Below are 15871 nucleotides of genomic sequence, written 5' to 3' on the forward strand. Positions count from 1 at the left end.
GTGCAACATTTACAATTAACTATAATTAATTAGTGATTAAGGTTTAAATGGAATTAAGCCTTAATATTCTATTCAATGGTGGTAATATGAAATTTATTGTTTACGCTCTTATTTCTTTATTCACGCTTATTAATACCGCTTATGCTGGTGTAATTATTGGTGGGACTCGCGTTATCTATTCCGAAGGGAATAAAGATGTGAGTATTTCGGTTGAAAACCCAGATAAAATCCCCTATTTAATCCAATCTTGGATAGATGGTATTGATGAAAAAAAACAGTCTGATTTCACTATCACACCACCATTATTTAGATTAAATCCAGAAAAGACTAATGCATTACGCATTTTTTTAACTGAAAACAAACTTCCTCAGGATAAAGAATCTTTATTCTGGCTAAATATAAAAACTATTCCGGCAACTGAACGTACAGAAAACTCATTACAAATTGCGTTTAAAACTCAGATGAAGCTAATTTATCGACCTTCAATTTTTAAAAACGTTAACTTTGAAGAAGAGCAAAAAAAATTAACATGGTCTAAATCAGGAAAAATGCTTTCTGTTAATAATCCAACGCCTTATTACATGAATTTCCAGAGCATTACTTTTAATGGGAAAAAGTTAATGATGTTTCCTATGCCGCACCGCTGACAACAACAACCTTTGAAATTAATGATATGGCAACTAGTGGAACAATTAAGTGGGAAGTTATTAATGACTATGGTGCTGCCGAAAAACCCGCTGAAATAAAAATATAGAAAATATAATAGTAGGTCACAACCCAATGAAAATAAATAAAATATGCTTTGGCCTATTTTTATATCTAGGCTATACGGTTTCACTGTATGCGGAAAATAATACAGATAATAATGTGTATTTCGATCCTGATTTTTTAGAGCTACCCAATAAAGATGCCGTTGATTTAAGTCAGTTTGAAAATAATGAACAATTAGCCGGAAGTTACTATGTCGATATTTACGTTAACACTAACTTAATCGGTGCAAAAAAACTTAATTTTGATAAAAACAGGGATAACCAATTAATCCCCTGTTTATCTCTCGCTGATTTAACAGATTTCGGTGTCAAAACGGCTGAATACCCTGAATTACAAAGTACAGGCACTGACTGTGTGAATTTAGCCGCAATACCTGACGCGAAAAGCCACTTTGAGTTTGACTCACAACGGCTATATTTGAGTATTCCGCAGATTGGCTTAGACAAAAATCCTCGTGGCTATGTCAATTTAGAGAATATTGATAATGGGATTAATGCGTTAATACTGAATTACAGTTATAGCGGCTCCAAAAATTATGACCGTAAAAAAGGTGGCTCTAATACGACTTCAAACTATGTGAATTTAAGACCTGGCTTAAATATCGGGGCTTGGCGTCTGCGTAACTATACCACATGGTCAAGTAGTGATGGTCAATCCAATAAATGGGACACCGTTTACACTTATGCTTCTCGCGGTATTAATCGCATTAAAAGCCAGCTAACACTTGGAGACAGCGTATCGCCATCAATGGTGTTTGATAGCGTACCATTTCGTGGTGCGCAGCTAGCCACCGATGATGATATGTACCCTGAGAGTTTACGCGGCTATGCACCCGTTGTTCGAGGAATCGCGCGTAGTAACGCCCAAATTACTATCCGCCAGAATGGCTACACCATTTACCAAACTGAAGTGGCTGCCGGCCCCTTTGAAATCAATGATCTGTACCCTACTGGTGGCAGTGGCGACCTCCACGTCACTATCAAAGAATCGAATGGTAGCGAGCAATATCAAATTGTGCCATTTGCATCCTTACCTGTATTACAGCGTGAGGGCTATTTCTCTTATAGTGCAACTGGTGGACAATATCGCGCCTATGATAGCCAGTGGATAAAACACATTTTGGTCAATTTACTGCCATTTATGGTCTCCCTTATGGGATCACCGCCTATGGTGGGAGTCAATTCAGTGAAAAATATCAATCTTATTCCATTGGTGCGGGGCAAAACCTAGGGCAATTAGGTGCAGTGTCTATCGATGTCACCCATGCAAATGCCAAGTTTAGTGACGATAGCAAAGAACAAGGGCAATCTTACCGCTTCCGTTACAATAAAAATATCAATGATATAGGAACAAACATAGCCTTAGCAGGCTACCGATATTCCATAAAAGGTTACTATAGCTTATCGGAAGTATTTGATACTTTTAGAGACACTCACTATACGCCAGAAATTGAACGACGCCGTAACCGCGGCGAAATTACTCTCAGCCAAAACCTTGGGGAAAATTACGGATCATTATCGATTGGTTACGTAAATGAAGATTATTGGAATAGTGACAAAAAAACCCAGTCAGCCACACTAGGATACAGCAATAGCTGGCAAGGCATCAGTTACGGCATTAATTACACCTATAACCGGGATACCAGCACATATGCTTATCAAGGGAAGAGCCAAGGTCAAAGTGAAAACGATCACCAACTCGCCTTAAACGTCAGTATTCCCATTAATCTATTTGATAGTACTTTTTACTACAACCTCAATACAAACAGCAATAGCGGCGGTCCAAACTCTGGAAATATGGGACTTTCGGCTAGCCAATTGGATAACCGCCTCAACTGGAGTATTCAACAAGGTTATACCTCCCAAGGGCAAGGCGCATCTGGGAAATTAGCCTTATCTGGTGCTGATAAAGCCACTGGAGTAGCGATTCAATTACTCGATAAAAATAGTGTCCCCATAAAGCTCAATACTAAAAATAGTTTACAAAATAGCGTACCTGCCGGTGATTATATGTTTAATTGGAAAGCTCGTTATATTAAAACAGCAGATAAAATAACACCCGGAAGTGCGAATTCAACAGCCACTGTGAATATCCGTTATGAATAGGAAAAAATAATGAAAAAGTTAATACTCCCTTTATTCTTAGCGAATAGCCTATTCATCAGCGTAGGTGCTTTTTCTGCAAGTACAGTGACGCTTAATTTTAAAGGCAATATTAAAGCGGCAACTTGCAATATTTCTGGTGGAAATAACATCGATATTGACTTGAAACGAATGCCCGTCGATTTATTTAATCAGCCACAAAGTGGGTCTGATTGGAAAATGTTTAACATCGATATGAATAACTGCTCTTCTTATGTGAATCAAATAGTCCTCACATTTAGTGGAACCGCAGATACAAATAATATCAATGATCTATATAAAAATACGGGCACAGCAAAAAATATTGCAGTGCAACTTGAAAGTGGGGATGGCACAACCCCGCTAGGCAATCAAAAAGTGTTACGGGTACCGCTAGGTGGAAAAAATAGCCTCAGCATCCCGTTAAGAACCCGCGCATTTAGTGCGCTTGGTAATGCGAGCGCAGGTTCTGTTTCTGCCAATATTACAGCCACTATCACTTATCTATGAGGAAGAGAACAATGAAAAAAATCATACTTTCATTATTACTCCTAACATCTCCCTTAACGGTCATGGCGCAGGCTGCCAATATTCATGTCCATGGCTATGTCACCGCATTACCATGTGAGTTAAAAAAAGCTAACTATCTTATTGACCTAAAAAAGGTCAATGTTTGGAATATTCGTGATACTCAAACATCTCCTTGGGTAGATTTTACGATTAAATTAAAAAATTGCCCTGTAGATACCCAAGAAGCGATGATGGTAATTAACGGAACACCCGATAATGTCGTAACCAATTACTTTATTAATAGTGGCAGTGCCAAAAATGTCGCATTAAATTTAGCTTATGGCGAAAATAAAATAACGGTAAAAAATGGCGAAAAAATTACGGCACCAGTCAATACCCAAACTCGTACCGTTGAAATACCACTATCCGCAAGAATGGCAGGATATGGTACAGGAATGACGGGGGCTCTTTTAAAAGTCATCTTGACTTCACACTAATTTATAATTAATAAATCTTTAAACGATACTCTTATTTTAATAAGCCAATTAAGATGATGAGTATTCACTAGATAAAAACAATGTTCACTAATTGAAATTCTAATTATGAATCTCCATATAAAATAAATAACTTTAATTGAGGTGATGTAAGTCAAGATATCAATATAAATACCTGATAGATATATATTTAAGGTAATGGTATTCATTTGCCTTCTGTTAATTCATTTAACATATCGCAAATAATAAAAAGAGGTTAAATAATGAAAAATAGCTACCCGGTCTCTGCTGTTATTGGATATAAAATAAGAGAACTACGTAAGGAAAAAGGGTTATCCCTACTTGCTGTAGCTAAAACTATTGGAATTAGTGAGCAACAGCAATTACGTTATGAACGTGGACATAATCGGATATCGATAGATCGGCTCAAACAATATGCTATTTACTTTAATATTAATATTAATGACTTCTTTTTATTTAATGAGCACGAAAAGGAAAAAATAAAAAGGGAACTGAGAAGAAAGCTAGAAATACAGTAATTATACTTAATCCTACTGGTCATTATGATGAAAAAAAATACATCCAAAATTGTCGGTGCCCGAATTAGGACACTGAGGAAAGATCGCAATATGAGTATCCAACAACTGAGTAAGTTGTTGGGTATTAGTCAACAACATCAATCTCGCCATGAATTAGGCGAAATACGGATCCATGTTGATACACTTTATTCTATTTCAGAAATACTGGAGCTGGATATCCAAGAGTTAATGAGTGATTTTATCGATTCATATAGCTGTACATGCACCTCTGATAAAAAGGAAAAAGACAATTTATTAGTCGCCGAATTGCTCTTATCGCCAGAATAAAATTTCTCTTTATATAAATAACCAAATCAATATTGGCAGGAAATGACCTGCCAATACCACTGTCTACATATTCTATTTGCTGTATTTGATACTCTTAATCAGGAGCGAACATGCACTTTAATTTTAAAAAAATATCTTTTTCTTTTTGTCTCTTTGTCTATTCTGGGTTTTCCTTTGCTGCATGTATTCAAAATCCTAGATTAAACAACATTACTGTTAATGTCCCGACCAGGACATATACCATTCAATATGATGATGCTTCATCTAAAGAACTGGGTCGATTTATTGTCACGTTTGCCAATGGCGATATTAATACCTATTCAGGTAAAAATGGACAATGCGGACAAGCTCGGCTCTATGCCAGCTATGTTAATGGCTGGGTGCCTAACGCGAATAAGGTTGCGGCGACCAATGTTGCCGGTATTAGTGTCGAAATTGTAGCCACTGCAATAGGCAGCATTAATGTCTACAGTCGCTATCCTGTTCAAGGACGACTACCTTGGACCATTGTTGCACCTCAATGGACCATGATCATTCGTAAAACCGGCGCGGTACCTCAATCTGGTAGCTTAAAGGCGGGCAGTGTGGCTCGGTTAATCCAAGATAATCCTAATCACGTTAACTGGAATTTATCTACTCTAAATATTCCCGCCAATACCATTAAAATTAATGTTGCTAAATGTTCTACGAAGTCGAGCAACTACACCATTAACCTTGGCGATCGATACGATACTCAATTTAAAAATATTGGGGATGTCAGCACAAACGTCAATATCCCTATCACCCTTAGCTGTGCGGCAGGCACGAATATTAAAACAACCGTCACGAGCAGCGCAGGCTACGTGGATGCGGCAACTGGAAAGATTAAACTCTCTGGAACAGGCTCTGCCACTGGTATTGGCATACAATTACTTGATAGAAATAACTCACCGATACAGCTTAATACTAAAAATAGCTTACAAAATAATGTTGCTAACGGAGATTATATTTTCAACTGGAAAGCCCGCTATGTAAAAACAGCCGAAAAAGTGACACCCGGTACAGCAAACTCCACTGCCACCGTGAATATTCGCTATGAATAATCAAATTAATTCTATCTGCTATTAATTTTACTTTAACCGTAGATAGAATTAACACATCAATACGCGACCACTTATAAAAATATAAAAAACCTAATAAAAAACGTTCTCATACTTATTTAGACTATTCATTTAAGAGCATTAGACTCCCTTCATTCTTTTTTAGATAATACATATTTGTATATTAGAAAAATCAAACCATCCTCTTCCAAACTTTAAATTTAAATAATCACCATATGAGAGATGCGTTATAGTTTAAAATCACAAAATAATTATTTTTAGTTTTATATCGTTATTTCACTTTATCCCCTAATCTGATAAACCAGTAAAAAACAATAATTAAAAACGTTTAATCTTAAAAATAACGCATGTTGAGTTTATTTATTAATTAATTACTTAATATTTATAAACTGATTATATTTACCTAAAAACCCACCATCTTGTTTATTTATAAAAATAGTCGCAAAATACTCGTGCTTTGTGTAAGTAAGCAAATAAATATATTTCCTCAATAAGATTGAATATCGAATTAAGTTTCGGAGAGTTAAAATGAAAAAACACGTTATTGCATCTTTAATTGCAACGAGCACCTTATTAATTTCTGCCCATGGTTTTGCAAAAGATGGCGATATTAATTTCACTGGTGAAATTATCGATAATGCCTGCCAACTCGCAACGGGTTCTGATGCTATCCAAGTGAATTTAGGTAAAGTATCTAAAACAGCATTACCAAGCACAGGCAGTACAGCAGCTGCAACCAAATTTACTATCCAATTAGAAAAGTGCCCTGCTGCAGTCACTAGCGCAACCGTAAAATTCGATGGTGTTGCTTATGACGGTAACAACAACGTTCTACAAGTCACCAATCCAAATACATCAGGCGTTGCAACGGGTGTTGGGATCCAAATTCAAGACGTAAAAGGCGTTACTGTTCCACTGTATAGCATTTCTAATCCATACACATTGCAAGAAACCGTTGTGAATAACTTAGATTTTACTGCGCGTTATATCGCGATGTCTGACACAGTCACTGCGGGTCAAGCGAACTCAACTGCAACCTTCACGATTAACTATAACTAATTATTAATTATTAATTAAGGTTTATACGGATATAAGCCTTAATTATTCTTACTCAGTGGTGGCAATATGAAAACAATAATTTCTGTCTGTATCATGCTAATTGCGCTCAGCCAGTCGGCCTATGCAGGTGTGATTATCGGGGGAACTCGCGTCATTTATCCAGAAGGAAATAAGGACGTCAGTATTAGCGTCGAAAATCCGGATAAAGTGCCTTATTTAATTCAATCATGGATTGAAAATGCCAATGAAGGCAAGCAAACGGATTTTACTATTACGCCGCCACTTTTTCGTTTAAACCAAGAAAAAACCAACGCCCTGCGCATATTTTTAACCCAAAACACCCTGCCTAATGATAGGGAATCTTTATTTTGGCTGAATATTAAAACTATTCCTGCGACTGAAAAGAAAACGGAAAATTCATTAAAAATTGCGTTTAAAACTCAAATGAAGCTCATTTATCGACCGAGTGCAATAAGCAACGTGGATTTTGCGGAAGAACAAAAAAAATTAACGTGGTCGAAAGTGGGTACATCCATCACCGTTAAAAATCCGACGCCTTATTACATGAATTTTCAAAGTATCAGCTTTAATGGCAAAAAAGCGGAAAACATTTCGTACGTCGCCCCATTTTCAACCAAGTCCTTCACTATTCATAGTCCTGAACTGCACGGCACAATTAAATGGGAAGTGATTAATGATTATGGCTCAGCAAATAATCCGGCGGAAATAAAAATATAGCCTTAATAGCAATTAGGTTTATCTATGAAAATAAATAAAATATGCCTTAGCCTATTTATCGCCTTAGGCTATATTGCGACATCTTCAGCAGAACCAGAAACTTATTTTGACCCTGAGTTTCTTGAGCTGCCCAATAAAGAATCGGTAGATTTAAGTCAATTTGAGCGTAATGAGCAGTTGCCTGGTCAATATTATGTCGACATTTACATTAATAAGAGCCTCATTGGTTCAAAAAGTGTCACGTTTTCGACTAATGCTAAAAAAGAGCTAGAACCGTGCCTGACGCTCAGTGACTTAAAAGATGTCGGCGTTAAAGTTGCAGATTATCCTAATCTGCAAACCTCAGGGAATGCGTGCGTGAATCTATCAGCAATCCCTGATGCTAAAAGTGAGTTTGAATTTGGCTCTCAGCGGCTGTATTTAAGTATTCCGCAAATTGCGTTGAATATGAACCCACGGGGCTACGTCGATCTTGCTGCGATTGATGATGGGGTCAATGCGTTATTACTCAATTATAGCTATAACGGCTCACGTAATACGGATCGTAAAAATGATAAAAATAGCTCTAACTCTAACTATGTAAACCTACGTCCGGGACTCAATATCGGTCCGTGGCGTCTGCGTAATTACACCACATGGCAAAGTAGTGACGGGCAACGGAATAAATGGGACACGGTATACACCTATTTGAGCCGTAATATCAATGCGATAAAAAGCCAGTTAATTCTCGGGGATAGTACATCGCCTTCGGCTATTTTTGATAGTGTGCCCTTTCGTGGAGCCCAGCTTGCCACCGACGATGATATGAATCCAGAAAGCTTGCGAGGCTATGCACCCGTGGTTCGTGGTATTGCGCGCAGTAATGCCCAGATCACCATTCGTCAAAACGGCTACACCATTTACCAAACAGACGTTGCGGCAGGCCCTTTTGAAATTAACGATCTCTACCCAACAGGGGGAAGTGGAGACTTACACGTTACGATCAAAGAAGCCAACGGCAGCGAGCAGTATCAAATTATTCCGTATGCTTCTTTGCCGGTTTTACAGCGTGAAGGCTATGTCTCTTACAGTGTGACGGGCGGGCAATACCGCAGCTATGACAGGAGCGTAGATAAAAAACCGTTCGCCCAGTTCACGTTGATCTACGGCTTGCCGTGGGGACTCACCGCCTTTGGAGGTAGCCAAGTCAGTGATAAATACCAAGCCTATTCTGTGGGTGCAGGGCAAAATTTAGGGCGCTTTGGGGCATTGTCAGTGGATGTCACTCACGCGAATTCCACCTTAAATAATGGCACCAGCGAAAGCGGGCAATCTTACCGCTTTCGTTATAACAAAAACCTGAATGACATCGGCACCAACATCGCGCTTGCAGGCTACCGTTATTCAACTCAAGGCTTTTACAGCCTGGCAGAAGTGTTTGACGGTTATCGAAAAAATGGTTTTAGCCCACTGTACGAACGCCGCCGCAACCGCGGGGAAATCACACTAAGCCAGAGCTTAGGAGATCGTTGGGGGTCGTTATCTGTCGGGTTCGTGAGTGAAGATTACTGGAACAGCGATCGCAAAACTCAGTCTACGACTATTGGCTATAACAATAGTTGGAACAATATCAGTTACGGGCTGAACTACAGTTACAACAAAAATACCAACCCGAACCAGAACAGTGGTGGACGTAATAATAAAGAGGATGATCATCAATTTGCCTTTACGGTCAGTGTGCCGTTTAGCGTGTTCGAAGACACCTTCTATTACAACTTTAACAGTACCAGCAGCAGTGCCAATGGCTCATCGGGCAGTATGGGGATTTCAGCAACTCAGCTAAATAACCGTTTGAATTGGAGCGCGCAGCAAAATTTCCCAACCCGAGATTCTGGCGCGTCAGGTAACTTGAATGGTAGCTATCGTGGGCAATACGGGGAAATTTCAGGAGGAACGGGCTACAGCACCAATAATTACACACTGTATTACGGTGCGAGTGGCAGTGTGGTGGCGCATTCCGGAGGAGTCGTATTAGGTCAGCAATTGGGTGAAACCGCTGCCTTAGTGGAGATTCCCGATGCTGCTAACGTTCCGATATTGAACCAAACCGGCGTACAGACTAACGGGCAAGGCTACGCATTAGTCCCCTATGTCACGGCTTATCGCAGTAATGGGATCCAGATTGATACCAGTAAATTACCAAGTGATACTGAAGTGGAGTTAACGACCCAGAATGTCGCGCCAAGCCGTGGAGCCATTGCCAAAGCCAGCTTTAATGCCAATGTAGGGTATCGCGCTATCATGACCTTACATTTTAAAGATGGTAAACCCGTGCCTTTCGGCGCACAGGCGGTTTTTCCGAACAATAATCAGCTCAATGCTATGGTCGGTAATGACGGAGAAATTTACCTGTCGGGAATGCCGGAAAGCGGTTCATATACCATTCAATATAACGATAAACAGCAGTGCCAAGTGACGTATAACTTAGCAGGTTTACCGAATTATATTGGCTTATATAAAACCACTGCGGTTTGCCAATAAGGAAAAATAAAATGAAAAAATTCATTATTCAATTCACATGTACTATAGGATGCTTATTTTTATATTCTGGCTACGGTTATTCTGCAGCCTGTGCTAAAAACGCCAAATTGAATAACCGAACTGAATATATTCCTGCTAGAACATATACTATTCAATATGATGATAGTAGCACCAAAGTTTTAGATACCATCAAATTAACTTATGGAACTGCACCTTTGCCTGTAACTGCGAATCCGAGTGGCTGCTACAATATTGGACTACGACTACTCAACAGCGCACCAATAACAGATACGACGATATCTACATCTATTTCCGGTATTACTTTTACTGCTGAAACCGCGGGATTAACAGTACGCCAACCGTTTAGTTATTGGTACAGTAGTGCTTCATTAGCCAATATTCATGGCCCTTTATGGATAATTAAAGTACAAAAGACCGGTTATGTCCGAACAGGCGGAACCTTGGATGCTCGGACTATAGGAACACTACAGGGGCTTGGCAATGAAAATGGTGTCAATACACACTGGATTTGGAATTTAACTACAGCGAAACTTCCCGCAAATACAATGAAAATTATTGTGCTAAGTTGTTCACTAAAAAATAATCAAAACACTTATAATATTAATATGGGTGATTGGTATGATACCCAATTTAAAAATATTAATGATACACAAGGAACGGTTGACATTCCTATTTCATTAAGTTGCTTATCAGGCACCAATATTAAGGTCACCGTCACATCTGATAATATCGATAATGCAGCAAATGGACGATTAGGCTTAGTTGGTGCTAATAGTGCCAAGGGTATTGCAGTACAATTATTAAATAATGCAGGAAGCCCCATTACATTAAATCAGCAGTTTACCCAACAAGATGGCGTAACCCAAACAGATTATATTTTCGGGTGGAAAGCTCGCTATATTAAAACGGCCGCAACGGTCACACCAGGGACTGCAAATGCCAATGCCACTGTTAATATTCTTTATGAATAGGAATAGTTTATGAGAAATTTAATTATATTTATAATTAACCTCTGTATCCCATTAATAGCGAATGCCGGTGATACTGTCTATTTAAAGTTTACGGGAAATATAAAAGCAGCTACGTGTAATTTAACTGCTGGAAATAGTGTAGATATTGATCTAAATACATGGCCTGCAGACAGTTTTTACTCTGCTCAAAGTGGTACAGATTGGAAACCATTTACGCTCGAGTTAAAAGATTGCTCCTCGTTTATTAATAGCGTGAGATTAACATTTACAGGGACTGCGGACAGCACCGATATTACAAGCCTATACAAAAATAATGGGACAGCGACCAATATTGCCATCCAATTACAGAGTGGTGACGGTGCGACACCATTGGGGAATAGCAAAGTATTAACCATTCCGACCAACGGGCAGCCTTTGGTGAGCATTCCCCTACGTACACGGGCATTTTCCTCGCTCGGTAATGGTACCTCTGGCACCTTATCCGCCAATATTACTGCCACCATTACCTATTTATAAGGGGCTGACCATGAAAAGAATTTTATTCAGTTTACTTGGCTTGTTCACCCTGCCAGCAATGGCGGAAAGCGTCAATATTTATGTACACGGTAACGTAGTTACCATGCCCTGCAAAGTAGAAAATACCAGTTATAACGTGGAGCTTGGTAAGATAAATCGTTGGAATTATCGTAGCCCTGCGCAAAGCCCGTGGGTAGATTTTTCTATCAAATTAATTGATTGCCCAGTATCAACCAAAAATGCCAAATTCAGTATTAATGGCACAGCCGATGCTACGGACAATAACTATTTTGTGAATACCGGTAGCTCGACTGGCGGTTTACTCCATTTAGCGCAAAAGAGTAATAAAGCCACTATCAAGAATGGCAGTGTGCTAAATATCGTTATCAACAGCACCACAAAATCTGCTGAAATTCCATTATCTGCAAGAATGATTAGCCTTCAACCGATGTTCATGCCAGGAGACTTTAAAAGTCATTTAGAGTTTTCACTAAGTTATCCATAAAAGGTGATTGTAAATATATCATTCTAATAGCCTAGTAGTATTTATATTTTATATCGGTTTTAAGTAAGGAATGGCTAATTATATTTCTTGTTGAAAATCAAAATATATTAAAACGCTAGCAATGGTAACATCGGGAATGGAAAATATGAATATCACTGTAAATATTCGTTATAAACAGATAGGAAATAGATTATTTATTACATATTTTATGAAATAGAAATTCTATTAGACAGTGAAAAAAGGAGTAAATGATGCCAGAATACTATCCTATTTCCCGAATTATTGGTAAGAAGATTACGTATTATAGGAAAATGAATGGAATGTCTCTTTGTGACATTTCTAAAATGATTAATGTCAGTGAACAACAGCAATCCCGCTATGAACGCGGTGTTAATCGTATTAATTTAGATAGGCTTCACCAGTATGCTAGGATATTTAGTATTGACTTAATCGATTTTTTTGATCTCAATGAACATGATACCGATAATATAAAGCAGAATATTGAAAAACAATCCAATAAAGATAATACTAAATAGTAATTTAAGCATAATAGCCATTTATTGATCTAACACTATAGTTTCTTAGAGTAATTAATGCTAAGTTGATAATCATATTGAGCTCATTATACTTTATTAGATCATCGAACTAAGATTGATTTTTTTGAATTATTGATTTACTCACAGGGATACTCAATATGTCTAAAAATTATCTCATATCTCAAATGATCGGTAGTAAAATCATTTACTATCGCAAAATGAATGGAGTCACATTACAGAAGCTTGCTGATACAATCGGTGTGAGCAAACAACAGCAGTCACGTTATGAAAGAGGAGTTAATAGAATTAGTTTAGATAGATTAGCTCAATATGCAAACTATTTTGATATTGATCTTAACTGTCTTTTAGACATCAATGATAAATAAGTATTTTGATATCTTCTATTTATTTAATAGTCATCACTAAATAGCTCTCATAATAAATATACCTAGGAGTTAAAGATATGGAGAAAATAGTATCAAAAGCTGTCGGTTTAAAAATAAGAGCCCTTAGAGAGAACCGCGGCATTAGTGGAAAAAAACTCAGTGAGTTAATGGGAATCAGCCAACAACACTTATCACGCTACGAAAATGGCGATGTGAATATTCATGTGGATACGCTCTACCATTTTTCACTTATTTTCTCAGTCGATCCTGCCTATTTCTTTGCGGAGTTTAATGAAAGAACGGGCAACCGCGAGGAGCAAGACAGTAAAAAAAGTTATTACGCCGCTGAGTCAGTGGTTGTTTAATGACTACTTTTCACAGCTCATTTTATTTTGCAATCGGTGCTTCAGAATTTAAGCACCGATTTATCATCTATAACCCATTCCCGTTATTAGATTCTTCCAGTAACCATTGCTGAAAAATCGCCATTGCTGGTGTCATTGGTTTGGATTTTAATCGACTCAGCCAATAACCGCCTAGGGTCACGGAAATATCAAACGGTTGCACCAAACTCCCTGCACTTAGCTCCTGTTCAAACATACAACTTGGCGCAATCACGATACCCTCCATAAGTAATGCCGCTTCCACCATTAAACGGGAAGAATCGAAAACAGGACCTTTCACTCGCCACGGCTCTACATTGGCAGCTAAAAACCATTTATCCCATTCATCTTTTCGGTAGGAGCGCATTAATGGAAAGTTTTGCAAATCAATGGGGTTCTTAAGTTTACGGGCAATTTTTTCAGCGCAAAGTACCGTATGTGGTGCTGAAAATAATGGGGTATTTTCGACTAATGGCCATAACCCTTCACCAAAGCGAATAGCAAAATCGGCTCCTTCCCCTGCGAGATTCACCACATTATTGTGCGTCATAATACGCAAATCGATATAGGGATAGCGTTCAGAAAAACACGATAATCGTGGTAGCAGCCAACCGACCGCAAAGGTACCCACCACAGAAACATTCAGAACTTCATGATAATGGCCATCTTCGAATTGCTGCAATAATGATTCGATTTGGTCGAAAGATCGGCTAACCACAGGCAATAATGCCAACCCTTCATCAGTTAGCGCCAGCCCTCTTGGTAAACGAATAAATAGCTCCAAACCCAATTGCTCTTCCAGCGCACGAACTTGCTGGCTTACTGCGGCTTGAGTCACATTTAGCTCCATGCCCGCCCGCGTAAAGCTTAAGTGACGCGCTGATGCCTCAAAAGCTCTGAGAGCATTCAGCGGTAAACGGTAACGAGCGTTCTCAGCCATAAGATTTTCTTTTGCCTCATCGAATTTTATATCGTTTTAATTCATGCGCGAAAAGCCGCATACTCCGACCCCAGAATCACTTCACGTTTGGAGTGGTAATATTTTGCTTGCCACTCATCATAACTAAAACTTTTATTTTAATGGATATCTGTATGAAAAATCTTTTTCGTCACGGACGGCTGCTTGTCGCCGTCAGTTTGGCATTAACGTCATTATCTAGCGCGGCATTAACACAGTCTGACGTGGACAGTATTATTAAGCCGTTAATGAAACAGCAGCAAATTCCAGGCATGTCAGTGGCAATTTCCGTTGATGGAAAACACTTTATTTACCATTATGGAATCCAATCCAAGCAGACCAAAGTCCCTGTCACCGATAATACGCTGTATGAAATTGGCTCTTTATCAAAAACATTCACGGCAACACTAGCTTCCTATGCCCAAGGGCAAGGTAAGCTCGATTTTTCTCAGCCTGTGAGCCACTATTTGCCAGAATTAAAAAATACGGTATTTGATAAAGTGACAGTGATGAATTTAGCCACACATACTTCTGGCTTATCTCTCTTTGTTCCCAACACCGTGACGAATAGTGCCGAGTTAATCCAGTATTACCAACAATGGTCTCCAGAAAAACCAATTGGTGAATATCGTTCTTATTCCAATCTCGGAGTGGGTTTATTGGGTATAGTCACAGCAAAACAGCTGGGAACGACATTTTCGCAAGCGACAGATAACATGATGTTACCTGCTTTGGGGATGAAACATACCTATTTACAGGTTCCTCAACATCAGCAACAGAATTATGCTCAAGGTTATAATAAGCAACATCAACCTGTCCGCGTAACCCCAGAGATCTTAGATAATGAAGCCTACGGTTTGAAATCGACAGCTAAGGATTTGATTCGTTTTCTCGATATCAATATGCAAGTTGTCGACGTGAAGAAATCTTGGCAGGAAGCGGTCGAAGATACCCATACGGGTGTGTATATGACGGATTCTTTTGTGCAAGATTTAATGTGGGAAAGTTATCCATGGCCAGTCTCATTGGCTCAATTACAACAAGGCAACCGTGATGATATGGCGCTTAAACCACAAAAAGTTGAAGCTATTCAACCACCACAGCCACCAGAGTCTGCTGCGTTCTATAACAAAACAGGCTCCACCAACGGGTTTGCAGCTTATGCAGCCTTTATTCCCGACGAAAAAATTGGCATCGTGCTGCTCTCTAACCAATGGTACCCAATCCCTGAGCGCATCAACGCAGCCTACCAGCTAATCGAAAAAATGAAACACTAGCCCAGCGGAATATGCAGAATCTGGAATCTGGAATCTGGAATCTGGAATCTGGAATCTGGAATCTGGAATCTGGAATCTGGAATGTTTTAAATAACTATCTAATAAACATCCAATGTTCTAAATAATTCACGTTGTGGCTA

The 15871-nt window shown here is 38.9% G+C and carries 15 protein-coding genes and 4 pseudogenes; 18 read left to right on the forward strand and 1 reads right to left on the reverse strand.

Annotated features, from left to right (window positions below):
• The first annotated feature begins 86 nt into the window (after positions 1-86).
• The 17 genes and pseudogenes from PSF16_RS01680 (at position 87) to PSF16_RS01760 (ending at position 13478) form a co-directional block, all read left to right on the forward strand.
• Positions 87-754: pseudogene (locus PSF16_RS01680) on the forward strand (fimbrial biogenesis chaperone).
• Positions 755-780: 26 nt separating this feature from the next.
• Positions 781-2669, forward strand: a pseudogene (locus PSF16_RS01685) (fimbria/pilus outer membrane usher protein); the annotation flags it as partial.
• 21 nt (positions 2670-2690) lie between these two features.
• A pseudogene (locus PSF16_RS01690) lies at positions 2691-2876 on the forward strand (fimbrial protein); the annotation flags it as partial.
• A 9-nt stretch (positions 2877-2885) separates the two neighbouring features.
• Complete coding sequence (locus PSF16_RS01695) at positions 2886-3401, forward strand: fimbrial protein (protein ID WP_006659627.1); 516 nt, start codon at positions 2886-2888, stop codon at positions 3399-3401.
• Between the two features lie 11 nt (positions 3402-3412).
• Positions 3413-3909 (forward strand): annotated as a pseudogene (locus tag PSF16_RS01700) (fimbrial protein).
• Between the two features lie 249 nt (positions 3910-4158).
• Positions 4159-4434, forward strand: coding sequence for a helix-turn-helix domain-containing protein (locus PSF16_RS01705; RefSeq protein ID WP_006659629.1), 276 nt, complete (start codon positions 4159-4161; stop codon positions 4432-4434).
• Between the two features lie 27 nt (positions 4435-4461).
• Positions 4462-4761, forward strand: a complete 300-nt coding sequence (locus tag PSF16_RS01710; protein WP_272688664.1) for a helix-turn-helix domain-containing protein — start codon at positions 4462-4464, stop codon at positions 4759-4761.
• 110 nt (positions 4762-4871) lie between these two features.
• Positions 4872-5843: a fimbrial protein gene (locus PSF16_RS01715; RefSeq protein WP_272688665.1), complete on the forward strand. Its 972-nt coding sequence runs from the start codon at positions 4872-4874 to the stop codon at positions 5841-5843.
• A gap of 546 nt (positions 5844-6389) precedes the next feature.
• Complete coding sequence (locus PSF16_RS01720; protein ID WP_272688666.1) at positions 6390-6920, forward strand: fimbrial protein; 531 nt, start codon at positions 6390-6392, stop codon at positions 6918-6920.
• A gap of 66 nt (positions 6921-6986) precedes the next feature.
• Positions 6987-7658, forward strand: a complete 672-nt coding sequence (locus tag PSF16_RS01725) for a fimbrial biogenesis chaperone (protein WP_154626413.1) — start codon at positions 6987-6989, stop codon at positions 7656-7658.
• A gap of 24 nt (positions 7659-7682) precedes the next feature.
• Positions 7683-10178: a fimbria/pilus outer membrane usher protein gene (locus PSF16_RS01730; RefSeq protein WP_272688667.1), complete on the forward strand. Its 2496-nt coding sequence runs from the start codon at positions 7683-7685 to the stop codon at positions 10176-10178.
• An 11-nt stretch (positions 10179-10189) separates the two neighbouring features.
• Positions 10190-11170 (forward strand): fimbrial protein, encoded by a 981-nt coding sequence (locus PSF16_RS01735; RefSeq protein ID WP_272688668.1) that lies wholly within the window; start codon positions 10190-10192, stop codon positions 11168-11170.
• Positions 11171-11179: 9 nt separating this feature from the next.
• Complete coding sequence (locus tag PSF16_RS01740; RefSeq protein WP_006663083.1) at positions 11180-11686, forward strand: fimbrial protein; 507 nt, start codon at positions 11180-11182, stop codon at positions 11684-11686.
• Positions 11687-11696: 10 nt separating this feature from the next.
• On the forward strand, positions 11697-12191 hold the full coding sequence (locus PSF16_RS01745) for a fimbrial protein (RefSeq protein ID WP_272688669.1): 495 nt from the start codon (positions 11697-11699) through the stop codon (positions 12189-12191).
• 251 nt (positions 12192-12442) lie between these two features.
• Positions 12443-12727, forward strand: coding sequence for a helix-turn-helix domain-containing protein (locus PSF16_RS01750; RefSeq protein ID WP_154626405.1), 285 nt, complete (start codon positions 12443-12445; stop codon positions 12725-12727).
• A gap of 158 nt (positions 12728-12885) precedes the next feature.
• On the forward strand, positions 12886-13113 hold the full coding sequence (locus tag PSF16_RS01755) for a helix-turn-helix domain-containing protein (RefSeq protein WP_272688670.1): 228 nt from the start codon (positions 12886-12888) through the stop codon (positions 13111-13113).
• Positions 13114-13190: 77 nt separating this feature from the next.
• Positions 13191-13478 carry a helix-turn-helix domain-containing protein gene (locus PSF16_RS01760; RefSeq protein WP_272688671.1) on the forward strand — a complete coding sequence of 96 codons (288 nt, stop codon included), beginning with the start codon at positions 13191-13193 and terminating at the stop codon, positions 13476-13478.
• A gap of 67 nt (positions 13479-13545) precedes the next feature.
• Here PSF16_RS01760 and PSF16_RS01765 read toward each other — a convergent pair whose 3' ends face one another.
• Positions 13546-14436, reverse strand: coding sequence for a LysR family transcriptional regulator (locus tag PSF16_RS01765; protein WP_272688672.1), 891 nt, complete (start codon positions 14434-14436; stop codon positions 13546-13548).
• Between the two features lie 152 nt (positions 14437-14588).
• Here PSF16_RS01765 and ampC point away from each other — a divergent pair, with 152 nt between their 5' ends.
• Entirely contained in the window at positions 14589-15731 is a 1143-nt protein-coding gene (gene ampC, locus PSF16_RS01770; RefSeq protein WP_272688673.1) for a class C beta-lactamase, read from the forward strand.
• Positions 15732-15871 lie beyond the last annotated feature (140 nt).

It is taken from the genome of Providencia sp. PROV033 (genome assembly GCF_028484855.1).
In the GTDB taxonomy this organism is placed as follows: domain Bacteria; phylum Pseudomonadota; class Gammaproteobacteria; order Enterobacterales; family Enterobacteriaceae; genus Providencia; species Providencia alcalifaciens.

What these genes read in the sequence shown, in the direction of transcription:
- PSF16_RS01725 (WP_154626413.1), top strand. Translation starts at nt 6,987, where the DNA reads ATGAAAACAATAATTTCTGTCTGTATCATGCTAATTGCGCTCAGCCAG.
- PSF16_RS01710 (WP_272688664.1), top strand. Translation starts at nt 4,462, where the DNA reads ATGAAAAAAAATACATCCAAAATTGTCGGTGCCCGAATTAGGACACTG.
- PSF16_RS01760 (WP_272688671.1), top strand. Translation starts at nt 13,191, where the DNA reads ATGGAGAAAATAGTATCAAAAGCTGTCGGTTTAAAAATAAGAGCCCTT.
- PSF16_RS01730 (WP_272688667.1), top strand. Translation starts at nt 7,683, where the DNA reads ATGAAAATAAATAAAATATGCCTTAGCCTATTTATCGCCTTAGGCTAT.
- PSF16_RS01740 (WP_006663083.1), top strand. Translation starts at nt 11,180, where the DNA reads ATGAGAAATTTAATTATATTTATAATTAACCTCTGTATCCCATTAATA.
- ampC (WP_272688673.1), top strand. Translation starts at nt 14,589, where the DNA reads ATGAAAAATCTTTTTCGTCACGGACGGCTGCTTGTCGCCGTCAGTTTG.
- PSF16_RS01765 (WP_272688672.1), bottom strand. Translation starts at nt 14,436, where the DNA reads ATGGCTGAGAACGCTCGTTACCGTTTACCGCTGAATGCTCTCAGAGCT.
- PSF16_RS01735 (WP_272688668.1), top strand. Translation starts at nt 10,190, where the DNA reads ATGAAAAAATTCATTATTCAATTCACATGTACTATAGGATGCTTATTT.
- PSF16_RS01720 (WP_272688666.1), top strand. Translation starts at nt 6,390, where the DNA reads ATGAAAAAACACGTTATTGCATCTTTAATTGCAACGAGCACCTTATTA.
- PSF16_RS01695 (WP_006659627.1), top strand. Translation starts at nt 2,886, where the DNA reads ATGAAAAAGTTAATACTCCCTTTATTCTTAGCGAATAGCCTATTCATC.
- PSF16_RS01745 (WP_272688669.1), top strand. Translation starts at nt 11,697, where the DNA reads ATGAAAAGAATTTTATTCAGTTTACTTGGCTTGTTCACCCTGCCAGCA.
- PSF16_RS01705 (WP_006659629.1), top strand. Translation starts at nt 4,159, where the DNA reads ATGAAAAATAGCTACCCGGTCTCTGCTGTTATTGGATATAAAATAAGA.
- PSF16_RS01750 (WP_154626405.1), top strand. Translation starts at nt 12,443, where the DNA reads ATGCCAGAATACTATCCTATTTCCCGAATTATTGGTAAGAAGATTACG.
- PSF16_RS01755 (WP_272688670.1), top strand. Translation starts at nt 12,886, where the DNA reads ATGTCTAAAAATTATCTCATATCTCAAATGATCGGTAGTAAAATCATT.
- PSF16_RS01715 (WP_272688665.1), top strand. Translation starts at nt 4,872, where the DNA reads ATGCACTTTAATTTTAAAAAAATATCTTTTTCTTTTTGTCTCTTTGTC.